11 protein-coding genes and 4 tRNA genes are annotated in these 13,247 nt (G+C 61.3%); 3 read left to right on the top strand and 12 right to left on the bottom strand.

Translation table 11 applies throughout. The features are described from left to right. Positions 1-41: 41 nt before the first annotated feature. From ACI77D_RS04155 to uvrB, 10 genes are all read right to left on the bottom strand, one after another. On the bottom strand, positions 42-1,004 hold the full coding sequence (locus ACI77D_RS04155) for a tRNA dihydrouridine synthase (protein ID WP_407016108.1): 963 nt from the start codon (positions 1,002-1,004) through the stop codon (positions 42-44). A gap of 55 nt (positions 1,005-1,059) precedes the next feature. Beyond that, the gene (locus tag ACI77D_RS04150; protein WP_407016107.1) at positions 1,060-1,494 is read right to left on the bottom strand and encodes an acyl-CoA thioesterase; all 435 of its coding nucleotides are present in this window, start codon (positions 1,492-1,494) and stop codon (positions 1,060-1,062) included. 39 nt (positions 1,495-1,533) lie between these two features. Continuing rightward, entirely contained in the window at positions 1,534-2,367 is an 834-nt protein-coding gene (locus ACI77D_RS04145) for an alpha/beta hydrolase (protein ID WP_407016106.1), read from the bottom strand. Between the two features lie 16 nt (positions 2,368-2,383). Further along, positions 2,384-2,923, bottom strand: a complete 540-nt coding sequence (locus ACI77D_RS04140) for a TetR/AcrR family transcriptional regulator (RefSeq protein ID WP_064453259.1) — start codon at positions 2,921-2,923, stop codon at positions 2,384-2,386. A 292-nt stretch (positions 2,924-3,215) separates the two neighbouring features. Then, positions 3,216-3,291: transfer RNA gene (locus tag ACI77D_RS04135), tRNA-Glu, on the bottom strand. A gap of 79 nt (positions 3,292-3,370) precedes the next feature. Next, positions 3,371-3,446: transfer RNA gene (locus ACI77D_RS04130), tRNA-Ala, on the bottom strand. A 50-nt stretch (positions 3,447-3,496) separates the two neighbouring features. Beyond that, a tRNA-Glu gene (locus ACI77D_RS04125) sits at positions 3,497-3,572 on the bottom strand. A gap of 77 nt (positions 3,573-3,649) precedes the next feature. Continuing rightward, positions 3,650-3,725 (bottom strand) — tRNA-Ala (locus ACI77D_RS04120). Between the two features lie 147 nt (positions 3,726-3,872). Next, positions 3,873-5,354, bottom strand: coding sequence for a glutamate--tRNA ligase (gltX, locus tag ACI77D_RS04115; protein ID WP_064453260.1), 1,482 nt, complete (start codon positions 5,352-5,354; stop codon positions 3,873-3,875). A 217-nt stretch (positions 5,355-5,571) separates the two neighbouring features. Next, positions 5,572-7,587 (bottom strand): excinuclease ABC subunit UvrB, encoded by a 2,016-nt coding sequence (gene uvrB / locus ACI77D_RS04110; RefSeq protein WP_064453261.1) that lies wholly within the window; start codon positions 7,585-7,587, stop codon positions 5,572-5,574. A gap of 343 nt (positions 7,588-7,930) precedes the next feature. Here uvrB and ACI77D_RS04105 point away from each other — a divergent pair, with 343 nt between their 5' ends. Together ACI77D_RS04105 and ACI77D_RS04100 are read left to right on the top strand one after the other, a co-directional pair. Continuing rightward, positions 7,931-9,127 carry an amino acid aminotransferase gene (locus ACI77D_RS04105; protein ID WP_128587392.1) on the top strand — a complete coding sequence of 399 codons (1,197 nt, stop codon included), beginning with the start codon at positions 7,931-7,933 and terminating at the stop codon, positions 9,125-9,127. A gap of 112 nt (positions 9,128-9,239) precedes the next feature. After that, positions 9,240-9,449: a hypothetical protein gene (locus ACI77D_RS04100; protein ID WP_016970937.1), complete on the top strand. Its 210-nt coding sequence runs from the start codon at positions 9,240-9,242 to the stop codon at positions 9,447-9,449. Positions 9,450-9,555: 106 nt separating this feature from the next. Here the strand turns inward: ACI77D_RS04100 and ptrR are convergent, their stop codons facing one another. Then, positions 9,556-10,428, bottom strand: a complete 873-nt coding sequence (gene ptrR / locus ACI77D_RS04095; protein WP_064453263.1) for a putrescine utilization regulator PtrR — start codon at positions 10,426-10,428, stop codon at positions 9,556-9,558. A gap of 103 nt (positions 10,429-10,531) precedes the next feature. Here ptrR and ACI77D_RS04090 point away from each other — a divergent pair, with 103 nt between their 5' ends. Further along, positions 10,532-11,923, top strand: coding sequence for an aldehyde dehydrogenase family protein (locus tag ACI77D_RS04090; RefSeq protein WP_407016105.1), 1,392 nt, complete (start codon positions 10,532-10,534; stop codon positions 11,921-11,923). A 306-nt stretch (positions 11,924-12,229) separates the two neighbouring features. On the opposite strand, the gene ACI77D_RS04085 is transcribed toward ACI77D_RS04090, so the two are convergent. Then, on the bottom strand, positions 12,230-13,246 hold the full coding sequence (locus tag ACI77D_RS04085; protein WP_407016104.1) for a sensor histidine kinase: 1,017 nt from the start codon (positions 13,244-13,246) through the stop codon (positions 12,230-12,232). Position 13,247 lies beyond the last annotated feature (1 nt).

Below are 13,247 nucleotides of genomic sequence, written 5' to 3'. Positions count from 1 at the left end.
TCCGCCTCAAGGCCCGTATCGGTTAATACGGGGTCGTCAAACTATCCAGCGGCAACCGGAGGGGGCATTCCCAACAAACGACCGACCTGTTGCAAGTCGGTTTCCCGACGCATCGCGGTGAACAGCTCCACGGCCTCGGGATAATTGCGTGTCAGCATGGCCAGCCACTGCTTTAAACGACCCGGCGCCTGCTTTTCGGTCAACTGCGCCACCGATTGGCGCCAGAACTCGTGGAGCATCGGCTGCATTTCTGCCCAGGTCATTTCCACCACCTCTTCACCCGCCTTCGCCGCCACAATCTGCCGCGCCAGGTCAGGGCGCGCCACCAGGCCACGGCCGAGCATGATGTCGTCGGCCCCGCTGATTTCGCGGCAACGCTTCCAGTCTTCGACGCTCCAGATATCGCCGTTGGCGAACACCGGCACCTTGACCACGTCCTGCACGCGCGGGATCCACTCCCAGTGAGCGGGCGGCTTGTAACCATCGGCCTTAGTCCGCGCATGCACCACAATATGTGCCGCACCGCCTTCAGCCAGGGCCGTGGCGCACACCAGCGCACCGTCCGGGCTGTCGAAACCAAGGCGCATCTTGGCGGTGACCGGAATATGCGCGGGCACTGCGCGGCGTACATGCTCGACAATCTGGTTAAGCAGCTCCGGCTCCTTGAGCAAGACCGCACCGCCACGGGATTTGTTGACGGTCTTGGCCGGGCAACCGAAGTTCAGGTCGATTACCTGCGAACCCAGCTCACAGGCCAACGCGGCGTTTTCCGCCAGGCAGACCGGGTCGGAACCCAGTAACTGCACGCGCAACGGCACACCCGCTGCGGTGTGGGCACCGTGCAGCAGTTCCGGAGCGAGCTTGTGGAAATAGGCCGGAGTGAGCAGGCGGTCGTTGACGCGAATAAATTCGGTCACGCACCAGTCAATACCGCCCACGCGGGTCAACACGTCCCGCAGGATGTTGTCGACCAACCCCTCCATGGGCGCCAAAGCAATTTGCATGGAAAACACTCAACAAAAATCGTGGCGCAGTTTACTGGGTTTCCCAGCGTAACCGTTAACCCCCTGTCAGGGCGGGACCATAGCCGTCGAGAAACTCAGCCGGCATGCGCTTGGGCTTGCCGCTGGACAGCTCGATGCAGACAAAGGTGGTTCGCGCCCGCAGCAAGGTCGCGCCGTCACGGGGGCGAACCAGTTGAAAGCGACGGGTCATTTTCAGGCGTTGGTCCCAGTCAACAATCCAGGTAGCCAGTTGCAATTCGTCGCCCTCATAGCCTGCCGCCAGGTAGTCGATCTCATGGCGCACCACGGCCATGGCGCGGTCCAGGCGGCGGTACTCGGTGAGGTCCAGCCCCAAGCGCTGTGAGTGGCGCCAGGCGCAGCGCTCCAGCCAGGACACGTACACCGCGTTATTGGCGTGCCCCAGGCCGTCGATGTCTTCAGCGGCGACCTGCAGATCAATGATAAACGGCGTTGCCAAATCCCAGCCCATGCCTTGCTCCAGTCGATTAATGTCGGCGGGAGCAGTGTATCAGGCGGTTTGCCGCGCCTGTAAACGGCGGCCGGCCAGGAGCGTCAGTACGCCGTCGATCACCCGCGGGTCGGCCAGCACTTTCTGGTGGCCGCCTTGCTCCAGGCGTAGCAGACGGCTGTCGAACCAGGCGTCATGAATGGCTTGAGAGGCTTTGACCGGAACAAAAGTGTCGTCTTCGGCGTGCACGATCAGCCCCGGAAGGTTCATCTGGTAGTGAGCGACATCCAAGTGCTTGAGCGGCATGCCGAAGGTCAATTCGACTTCGCGGATGAATGCTGCGCGCGCACGCGCCGGCAACCCCACCCTACCGGCAAAACCACGTAGCACATCGAGGAAACGCGACGGCGCCGCAATGCTGACCAACGCCTCGGTACGCAACCCCAACTGAACCGCCAGCATCGCACTGGCGCCGCCCATGGAATGCCCCACCACCGCATGCAGCGGCGGCAACTCAGCGGCGGCTTCGAGCATGGCGCGAGCAAACAGCAGCACATGCGCTTCACGCCCAGGCGAACGGCCATGGGCCGGCCCATCCAGGGCAATCACCGAATAACCGTTATCCACCAGCGCGGTGATCAGGCTGGCGAACTGCGTGGGGCGCCCTTCCCAACCGTGCATCAGCAACACGGCGGGCCCTTGCCCCCAGCGCAGCGCCGACAGACCGAAACGCAAGGTCATGCGCTCCGATTGCGCCAGCAGCGGCAACTCCCAATCACGCGGCGACAGGTTGCGAGGCGTCATGAAAGCGCGGCGCAACTTGCTCGCCACCGTGCGCGGCGCCAAGCGACCGACAGTGCCATTGAAACCACGAATCCAAGTTAATGCACCCACCGTGCGATTCCTCTTTTTAACGTACCGCCGACTTGGCAGCGCGTAAGACGCGGTCCGACAATTCGCCCGGGCCAAGGGCTCGCGCCAACGCCAGGCCGCCGATCATCAGGGCCATATCCGCCAGGGCTTTGTCGGTGTCTTCCGGGCTGGCAGCCAACTGGGCGGCCATCAACTCCGTATGCTCGTTGAGCGCCAGGCGAAACTCATCCGGCAGGCGGCTCATCTCGCCCACCGTTGCCGGGATCGGGCAGGCCTGCTCCGTCGAGTCGCGGTGTTTGCGCGACAGATAGAATGCTGCCACCAGGCCTCTACGCTCCTCGCCGGTCAGTCGTGCGTCCATATCGTCAATGGAGGCACGACGCCGGGCCAGCAACTGCGTGAAAGCTTCCAGCATCAGCGCATCCTTGCTTTCAAAGTGCGCGTAGAACCCCCCGACCGTGAGCCCAGCCGCCCCCATGACTTCACCGACACTCGGCTCGGCCGGGCCGCGCTGGATCAACGCCGCGCTGGCAGCCTGCAAAATGCGTTCGCGGGTTTGCGCTTTTTTATCGCTCATCGTTGCCTCCGTCGCTCATGGGTTAAATATTATTACCATAATAATATTTCGCAAGCCACCCACATGACCGCTGGTCCGAGCAGCACAGATGAAAACAAATGGAATAAAGCACCTGCCGCAGCCGTTCGCGATGCAGCGAGCCGAGGCCAGATCGCTGGAAGCCTTGCGCGCCAATGACTGGGTATTCGATGCGGGTATTGGAGGGGGAGACGTAAAAACCCAAACGCCAGACAAACAAAAGGGCCATTCAATAATTGAATGACCCTTAAAAATCCCGCAGAGCGGGTAATCGTGGCGTCCCCTAGGGGACTCGAACCCCTGTTACCGCCGTGAAAGGGCGGTGTCCTAGGCCACTAGACGAAGGGGACACAAACCTTCTATACAACGTGATCAGGCTGAGTCTGATCAGTTCAAGGACGGTGTGGCCGGAACCTTGAACGTGTAAATTGGTGGAGCTAAACGGGATCGAACCGTTGACCTCTTGCATGCCATGCAAGCGCTCTCCCAGCTGAGCTATAGCCCCGGATTTTTCGCCTCGCGGCGCAGCAGACCTTGCGAGCTGCTTGTTGAAACTGGCGTCCCCTAGGGGACTCGAACCCCTGTTACCGCCGTGAAAGGGCGGTGTCCTAGGCCACTAGACGAAGGGGACAAAACCTTCTGTACAACCTGATCAAGCTAGGCCTGATCAATTCAAGGACGGTGTGGCCAGACCTTGAACCTGTAAATTGGTGGAGCTAAACGGGATCGAACCGTTGACCTCTTGCATGCCATGCAAGCGCTCTCCCAGCTGAGCTATAGCCCCTCATCGGTGAGGACGGGGCGAATCTTAATGGCGGTTTGGAAGTGTGTCAAATTTATTTTCAACAATTTCCAAAATTTTTTGCCGGGATAACAATCACTTACCGCCCAAACCCCGGAAAACCGGGGTTTGACCGTCACAACCCGTTGCTTAGCCGATAGCGCCCAGCAACTTTTCCCACTCTTTGTTTTCTTTCTTCGACACACCCCCAAGCAAATCAAGGGCTTGGCGCAGACGGAAACGCGTGAGGTCCGGGCCGAGAATTTCCATCGCATCGAGTACCGATACCGAACTGGCCTGCCCGGTAATGGCGGCAAACATCAGCGGCATGGCATCGCGCAACTTCAGCTCAAGGGACTCGACCACCGCCTGGATCGTCGCGGTGATCGCCTCTTTTTCCCACTGACGCAGGCTTTCGAGCTTCCACAGGATCAACTGCATCAACTGGCGAACCTGGTCACCCGAGAGCTTTTTGGATTCAAACAGCTTGGCATCCGGGTTCACGCCACCGGCAAAGAAGAAACTGGCCAACGGTGCGACCTGGCTGAACGTCTCCACCCTGCCCTGCACCAGCGGTGCGATCTTCATCATGTACTCGGGATTCAATGCCCACTGCTGCACGCGACTGGCGAACTCTTCCACCGGCAGGTCACGCAGCCACTGGCCATTGAGCCACGACAGCTTCTCGATATCGAAGATCGGCCCGCCCAGAGAGACGCGGGACAGATCGAAGTTATCGACCATTTCCTGCAGCGAGAACTTCTCGCGCTCGTCCGGCATCGACCAGCCCATACGGCCCAGGTAGTTGAGCATCGCCTCAGGCATGAAGCCCATGCGCTCGTAGAACGTCACCGACGTCGGGTTCTTGCGCTTGGACAGCTTGCTCTTGTCCGGGTTACGCAGCAGCGGCATGTAGCACAACTGCGGTTGTTCCCAGCCGAAGTACTCGTACAGCAGAATCAGTTTAGGCGCCGACGGCAGCCATTCTTCGCCGCGCAGCACGTGGGTGATGCCCATCAGGTGGTCGTCGACCACGTTGGCCAGGAAGTACGTCGGCAGGCCGTCGGTCTTCATCAGCACCTGCATGTCCATGCGGTCCCACGGGATCTCGACGTCCCCGCGCAGCATGTCCGGCACCACGCACACACCTTCGCTCGGTACTTTCATGCGGATAACGTGAGGCTCGCCGGCAGCCAGGCGCTGGGCCACTTCTTCTTTCGAGAGCAGCAGCGCGCGGCCGTCGTAGCGCGGGGTTTCGCCACGGGCCTGTTGCTCGGCGCGCATCTGGTCCAGCTCTTCGGCGGTGCAGAAGCACGGGAACGCATGGCCCATGTCGACCAATTGCTGGGTGTACTGCTTGTAGATCTCGCTGCGCTCGCTTTGGCGATACGGGCCGTGCGGGCCACCGACGTCCGGGCCTTCCGCCCAGGTAATGCCCAACCAGCGCAGGGCATCGAAAATCTGCTGTTCCGACTCACGGGTCGAACGCACTTGATCGGTGTCTTCGATCCGCAAGATGAATTCACCACCGTGCTGCTTGGCAAAGCAGTAGTTGAACAGGGCGATGTAAGCAGTACCGACGTGGGGATCCCCAGTAGGCGATGGCGCAATGCGCGTGCGGACGGTGGTCATGGCAGGTCTCGAATGGGCGATAAAACTGAAAATTGAAACAAGGGGGGAATGGTAACAGCCTGGGGTGGTTGGGCTCCAGCGTGGGTGATTCTGGTGGACTGCGGTGCCGCCATTCGCGAGCAAGCCCGCTACCACATTCGACCGCATTCTCATGCTGGAAATCGGTCAACTGTGGGAGCTGGCTTGCCTGCGATGAGGCCATCACAGCCGCTGCAAATCAAACAGCCAACAACCGCTCCCGCAATTTGCCGATCTCATCCCGCGTCTGCGCGGCCGCTTCGAACTCAAGATCCCGTGCCAGCTGGTACATCTTCTCTTCCAACTGCCGAATCCGCTTGGTGATCTCACTCGGCGAGCGCAGTTCGTTTTCGTACTTGGCGCTTTCTTCGGCAGCCTTGGCCATACCCTTGCGCTTCTTGCTGCGCGAACCGGGCACGGTGGCGCCTTCCATGATGTCGGCGACGTCCTTGAACACGCCTCTCGGGATGATGCCATTCTCCAGGTTGAAGGCAATCTGCTTGTCACGGCGGCGCTCGGTCTCGCCAATTGCCCGCTCCATGGAGCCGGTGATGCGATCCGCGTAAAGAATCGCCCGGCCATTGAGGTTGCGCGCCGCACGGCCGATGGTCTGGATCAACGAGCGCTCGGAACGCAGGAAGCCTTCCTTGTCGGCATCGAGGATCGCCACCAGTGACACTTCCGGCATGTCCAGGCCTTCGCGCAGCAGGTTGATCCCCACCAGCACGTCAAAGGTGCCCAAGCGCAGGTCGCGGATAATCTCGACGCGCTCCACGGTGTCGATGTCCGAGTGCAAATAGCGCACGCGTACGCCGTGGTCGGCCAGGTAGTCAGTCAAGTCTTCGGACATGCGCTTGGTCAGCGTGGTGACCAGCACCCGCTCTTCCAGGGCCACGCGTTTGGTGATCTCCGAGAGCAAGTCATCGACCTGGGTCAGCGCCGGGCGGATCTCGATTTGCGGGTCCACCAGGCCGGTCGGGCGCACCAGTTGCTCAATCACGCGTCCCGCATGCTCGGCTTCGTAGTTACCCGGCGTGGCCGAGACAAAGATCGTCTGCGGGCTGATGCTTTCAAACTCGTCAAAACGCATCGGCCGGTTATCCAGCGCCGAAGGCAGGCGGAAGCCGTATTCCACCAAGGTTTCCTTACGCGAACGGTCACCTTTGTACATCGCCCCCACCTGCGGCACGCTGACGTGGGACTCGTCGATCACCAGCAAGGCGTCGTCCGGCAGGTAATCAAACAGGGTCGGCGGCGCCTGCCCGGATTCGCGCCCCGAGAGGTAGCGCGAGTAGTTTTCGATGCCGTTGCAGTAACCCAGCTCGAGGATCATCTCCAGGTCAAACCGAGTGCGCTGCTCCAGGCGCTGGGCTTCCACCAGCTTGTTGTTGGCACGCAGGTATTCCAGGCGCTCGGCCAACTCGACCTTGATACCCTCGATGGCGCCCATCAGGGTTTCGCGCGGGGTCACATAGTGGCTTTTCGGGTAGAAGGTAAAGCGCGGCAGCTTGCGGATCACCTCGCCAGTCAACGGGTCGAAGGCCGACAGGCTCTCGACTTCATCGTCGAACAGCTCGATGCGGATCGCTTCCAGGTCGGACTCCGCCGGGTAGATGTCGATCACATCACCGCGTACGCGGAAGGTGGCGCGGGCAAAGTCCATGTCGTTGCGGGTGTATTGCAAGCTCGTCAGGCGCCGCAGCAGCTCGCGCTGGTCGAGTTTGTCGCCCCGATCAACGTGCAACACCATCTTCAAATAAGCTTCCGGGCTGCCCAGGCCGTAGATGCACGACACCGTGGTGACGATGATCGCGTCCTTGCGCTCCAGCAGCGCCTTGGTCGCCGAAAGCCGCATCTGCTCGATGTGGTCGTTGATCGACGCATCCTTCTCGATAAAGGTATCGGAGGACGGCACATACGCTTCGGGCTGGTAGTAGTCGTAGTAGGAAACGAAGTATTCCACTGCGTTATTCGGGAAAAACGCCTTGAACTCGCCGTAGAGCTGCGCGGCCAGGGTCTTGTTCGGCGCCAGCACCAAGGTGGGCCGATTGGTCTGCGCAATCACGTTGGCGATGCTGAAGGTCTTGCCTGAACCGGTCACCCCGAGCAGCGTCTGGTGCGCCAGGCCGGCTTCGATGCCTTCAACCATCAGGCGAATGGCTTCGGGTTGGTCGCCGGCGGGTTCAAAACGGGTGACGAGCTGGAAATCCGACATAACGTACCTCGTGAAGTCACCCCAGACTCAATACCGCCAGGGACGAAATAGCTCAGCAACCCGCGAATAGTCATCGCAGGTTGCAGGAAAAAACCATGATAGCTGTAGAAGTGGTGGCGAATGTGACGGGTTTCAAGGCAATCGTCCTACCTGCCGTCGCTGGCCAATGTTGCAATAAGACTAACGGTCGGCAAATAAACCGAAAAACATGGCCGAAAAGCCGTTTCGGTTGTCGCCCTCAGCCGGGATGGCCTCTATACTAGCTCCCCGTTTGTGCACCGCTCTAGTGCATTCGGCTGGAGCGCGACACGTCCCTCCATTCCCCCATAGAGCTGCCGCAAAAATGAGCCTGTTCTCCGCTGTCGAAATGGCACCACGCGATCCAATCCTGGGCCTCAACGAAGCATTCAACGCCGACACCCGAACCACCAAGGTCAACCTTGGCGTGGGCGTTTATTGCAACGAGGAGGGGAAGATTCCACTCTTGCGTGCCGTTGCCGAAGCGGAAGCCGTTCGCGTGGCGCAACACGCCGCCCGTGGCTACTTGCCGATCGACGGCATCGTGGCGTACGACCAGGCCGTGCAAAAGCTGCTGTTCGGCGCTGAATCGCCGCTGCTGAGCGCCGGCCGTGTCATCACCGCACAAGCGGTCGGCGGCACCGGCGCGCTGAAAATCGGTGCCGACTTCCTCAAGCAACTGCTGCCCAACGCCGTCGTCGCCATCAGCGACCCGAGCTGGGAAAACCACCAGGCGCTGTTCGAAAAAGCCGGCTTCCCGGTGCAAACCTATCGCTACTACGACGCCGCCACCCACGACGTGAACCGTGCAGGTCTGCTCGAAGACCTCAACGCCCTGCCGCCGCAGTCCATCGTGGTGCTGCACGCCTGCTGCCACAACCCGACCGGCGTCGACCTGAGCCCGGCCGACTGGCAAAACGTGCTGGACGTGGTCAAGGCCAAGAACCTGGTGCCGTTCCTCGACATGGCCTACCAGGGCTTCGGCGACGGCATCCACGAAGACGCCGCTGCGGTGCGCCTGTTCGCTGAATCGGGCCTGACCTTCTTTGTGTCCAGCTCGTTCTCCAAGTCGTTCTCGCTGTACGGCGAGCGCGTGGGCGCGCTGTCGATCGTCAGCGAATCCAAGGAAGAAAGCGCGCGCATCCTGTCCCAGGTCAAGCGTGTGATCCGCACCAACTACTCCAACCCGCCAACCCACGGCGCGGCGATCGTTGCGGCAGTGCTGAACAACCCTGAGCTGCGCGCCCAGTGGGAAGCCGAACTGGCCGAAATGCGCCTGCGCATCCGCGGCATGCGTGAGCAGATGGTCGCTGAACTGGCCAAGGCAGCGCCAGGCCACGACTTCAGCTTCGTCGGCCGCCAGCGCGGGATGTTCTCCTACTCCGGCCTGACGGTTGAGCAAGTCACCCGTTTGCGCACCGAGTTTGGTATCTACGCGCTGGACACTGGCCGCATCTGCGTAGCAGCGCTGAACCAGTCCAACATTGGTGCGGTAACCAAGGCGATTGTTCAGGTTCTATAAACCTGACGGTGCTGAACGAAGGGAAGCCGCGGCTTCCCTTTTTTAATGCCTGTCGCAAAACACCCCGCTCCCCTAGACTGAACGTCGACTGCCCCTTTGCTGTGAGAGCCTTATGAGAAACGACGACCTGGACCTGCGCGCCGACCGCGACGAATTGCATGACTACACGCCCCGCGCCCCGCAAGCCAAGCGCCAGAAAAGCCTGGTACTGCAAGTGGCCCTCGGCGTGTTCCTCGGTGGGCTGGCCTTGTGGCTGGTGCAGTTGGGTGCGACGGCGATCATGGCCAAACTGGCGATGGGCACCTTCCAGTTCGGCGGCTAACAAAGATCACCTGGGGGAGCTGGCTAGCCTGCGATTGCGTCAGGCCTGCCGATACCTCTATCACTGATACCCCGTTATCGCAGGCAAGCCAGCTCCCACACTGGATCTACTTCGCTTGCAGAGCGCGCTCTTCCAACAACTTCACAAAACTGTTCAAACTCTGCGACACCGTGCCCCGGCGCCAGATCAGCCAGGTATGCAGAATGCGGAACGCGTCGCTCAACGGCCACACACTCACCGCCGTAAACCCTGGCATGCTCTCCAACATGCTGCGCGGCATCAGCGCCAGGCCGGCGCCAGCGCTGACGCAGGCGAGCATGCCGTGGTAGGACTCCATCTCGAAAATCTTGCCCGGCACCGCGCCATCCTGTGAGAACCAACGTTCGAAGTGATGGCGATACGAGCAGTTCGAGCGAAAGGTGTAGATGCTCTCCCCCGCCACATCCTGCCCGCGGGTGATCGGCGCGTGATGCAGCGGCGCAATCACCACCATTTCTTCTTCAAACACCGCCACGCCCTCCAGCGTGGCATGCAGCACCGGGCCGTCGACAAACGCCGCCGCCAGGCGCCCCGACAACACGCCCTCGATCATCGTGCCCGACGGTCCGGTGCTCAGGTCCAGCTCGACCTTGGTGTGCTTCTGGTTATACGCCGCGAGCAACGCCGGGATACGCACGGCGGCCGTGCTCTCCAGCGAGCCGAGGGCAAACGCGCCCTGGGGCTCCTCGCCCGCCACCGTCGCGCGGGCTTCTTGCACCAGGTCGAGAATACGCCGCGTGTAGCCGAGGAAATTCCACCCGGCCGGTGACAGACGCAGGCGGCTTTTCTCGCGGATAAACAGCTCCACGCCCAAGTCCTGCTCCAGTTGCTTGATACGCGTGGTCAGGTTCGACGGCACGCGATGGATCAACTGCGCGGCGGCGCTGATGCTGCCTTGCTCGGCAACGGCCTTGAAGATTTCCAGCTGCACCAGATCCAAATCATTCTCCAATCGTGAACGTATTGCTTAATATTATTCAGTTTCCATAAAACATGCATCCCCGTAGGCTGAACCCATTCCACTCATTCAGCCGGACGGTGCCATGAACGCGATTACTCAGCAGACTCACGCCTTGTCGATCAACCCCGCCAACGGCGAAACGGTCGGCAGCTACCCTTACGAAACCGAGGCGCAGCTGGACGCTGCTCTCAACCGCGCCACCGGCGCCTTCCGCACCTGGCGCTGCCAGCCAGTCAGCCAACGCGCCGAACGGCTGCTGGCGCTGGCCAGTGCCCTGCGTGACCAAGCCGAAGACATGGCGCAGATGATCACCCTGGAAATGGGCAAACCCATCGCCCAGGCCCGCGCCGAAATTGAAAAATGCGCACAACTCAGCGAATGGTATGCCGCCCACGGCCCGGCCATGCTCGCGCCGGAGTCAACGCTGGTAGACAACGGCAGTGCCCAGATTGAATACCGCCCGCTGGGCCCGATCCTCGCGGTGATGCCGTGGAACTTCCCGGTCTGGCAAGTGCTGCGCGGCGCCGTGCCGACGATGCTCGCCGGCAACACCTACGTGCTCAAACACGCGCCAAACGTGATGGGCAGCGCCTACCTGATGAAAGCGGCGTTCCAAAAAGCCGGTTTCGCGGATGGCCTGTTCGAAGTGATCAACGTGACCCAGGACGGCGTCTCCACCGCCATCGCCGACCCACGCATCGCCGCCGTCACGCTCACCGGCAGCGTACGCGCCGGCATGGCCATCGGCTCCCAGGCCGGTGCCGCGCTGAAAAAATGCGTGCTGGAACTGGGCGGCTCCGACCCGTTTATCGTGCTCAACGACGCCGACCTCGACGCCGCCGTTCAGGCCGCCGTGATCGGGCGCTTCCAGAATAGCGGCCAAGTCTGCGCCGCCGCCAAGCGCCTGATCATCGAAGACGGCGTGGTAGAAGCGTTCACCGCTAAATTCCTCGAAGCCAGCCGCGCACTGGTCATGGGCGACCCCACATTGACCAGCACCTACGTCGGCCCGATGGCGCGCTTCGATCTGCGCGACGAGCTGCACGGCCAGGTCCAGGCCACCTTGGACGAAGGCGCGACCCTGCTACTGGGCGGCCACAAAGTACCCGGCGACGGCAACTACTATGCGCCCACCGTACTGGCCAACGTCACCGACCAGATGACCTCGTTCAAACAGGAACTGTTCGGCCCCGTGGCCTCGATCATCACCGCCCGCGATGCCGACCACGCCGTGGCCCTGGCCAACGACAGCGAGTTCGGCCTGACGGCGAGCATCTTCACCACCGACTCAACCAAGGCACGCGACATCGCCAACCAACTGGAAACCGGCGGGATCTTCGTCAACGCCTTCAGCGTCTCGGACCCTCGGGTAGCCTTTGGCGGCATCAAGAAAAGTGGGTTTGGGCGGGAGTTATCGCACTTTGGCGTGCGCGAATTCTGCAACGCGCAGACGGTGTGGCTGGATCGCAAATAAGCCTCTTAGGCAGGCCGTTATATTGGGGGCAAGCAAACGACCTGTGGCGAGCGGGCTTGCCCTAATGCCGTTCAGTTAAGCAAACGCAATGCTAAAAACAGCGAAGATCAAATGTGGGAGCGGCGGTGCGACGATTCGACTTGCCCGCGAAGACGTCGGCCCAGCAAACATTGATGTTGGCTGACCCACCGCTTTCGCGGGCAAGCCCGCTCCCACAGGGGATCTGCGCTTAACAAAACGGCATTGGGGTAAGCCTGCTCTCCACAACAGGCCTGCTCGCCACAGCGACTATGGCGAGCAGGCAGGTCAGTGAGACAAGGGCAACGTCACCACAAACTCGCTGCCACGGCCCTTGCCTTCGCTTTTGGCGGTGACCTTGCCGCCATGCGCTTCAACCAGCTCGCGAACCACCGTCAACCCGATCCCCAACCCTGAACCGTTGAAGCCGATGGCGTGCTCGTCCTGCACGTAAGGGTCAAAGATGAGCGGCAGCGCCTTGGCCGATACGCCGATGCCATTGTCACAAATGCTGATCCTCAACTCGTCCGCCACGCTGACCGACAGCACGATCCGGCCGCCCACCGGCGTGTACTTGGCCGCGTTGGCCAGCAGGTTATGCAGGATTTGCGAAAGGCGCCCAGGGTCGCCACTGAACATCAAGCTGCCGTCAGGCAGATGCGCATCGAATTGCTGCTGTTTTGCCCGCATCACCGGGCCGCACGCATCAATCGCGCTTCTGAGGATCTGCAGCATGTCGACATCACTTCGCTCGATACGCAGCTTGCCCGTGCTCACGCGGGACACGTCCAGCAAGTCGTCAACCAACTGTGAAATATGCTGCACCTGCCCCTCGATCAGCTCACGCATGCGTGGTAACTGGTCGCTCGGCAGGCGCACCATGCGCTCGGCGATCATGCTGATCGGCGTCAATGGGTTGCGCAGCTCATGCGCGACCATCGCCAGGATACTTTTCTGCTGGCCCAGCGCACGCTCGGCTGTCGCCTGCAGGTCTTGCGCGCTGAGCGCCGCGATCACTAACTGGGCGTTCGCCTCGCGAAGCTCCTGGTACAAACGTTGCTCCTCCAGCGGCGGCGGCTTTGCAGAGTCGGATTGCGCCAGGAGGATCGCCAGTACCAATTGCTGATTGGCCTCGATCACCTGCTCGACGTGCTGGGTATCCACCAGACGGCTGCTGGCGTCAGTCAGTTGCTGCTGCAGAGCGGCGAGCACGGCACGCGCCTCAACGGTTTTTTGGCCGAGCAGGAACAGTTCGTGAGCGGCACTGGTCAGCTCACGTTCATTCTTGCCGCCGCTTTCACTCATG

The sequence above is a fragment of the Pseudomonas sp. O39 genome (assembly GCF_045447295.1).
Classification (GTDB): Bacteria; Pseudomonadota; Gammaproteobacteria; order Pseudomonadales; family Pseudomonadaceae; genus Aquipseudomonas; species Aquipseudomonas antarctica_A.
The sequence above is the reverse complement of the archived record's forward strand: the minus strand, read 5'-3'. Positions and strand labels throughout refer to the sequence as shown.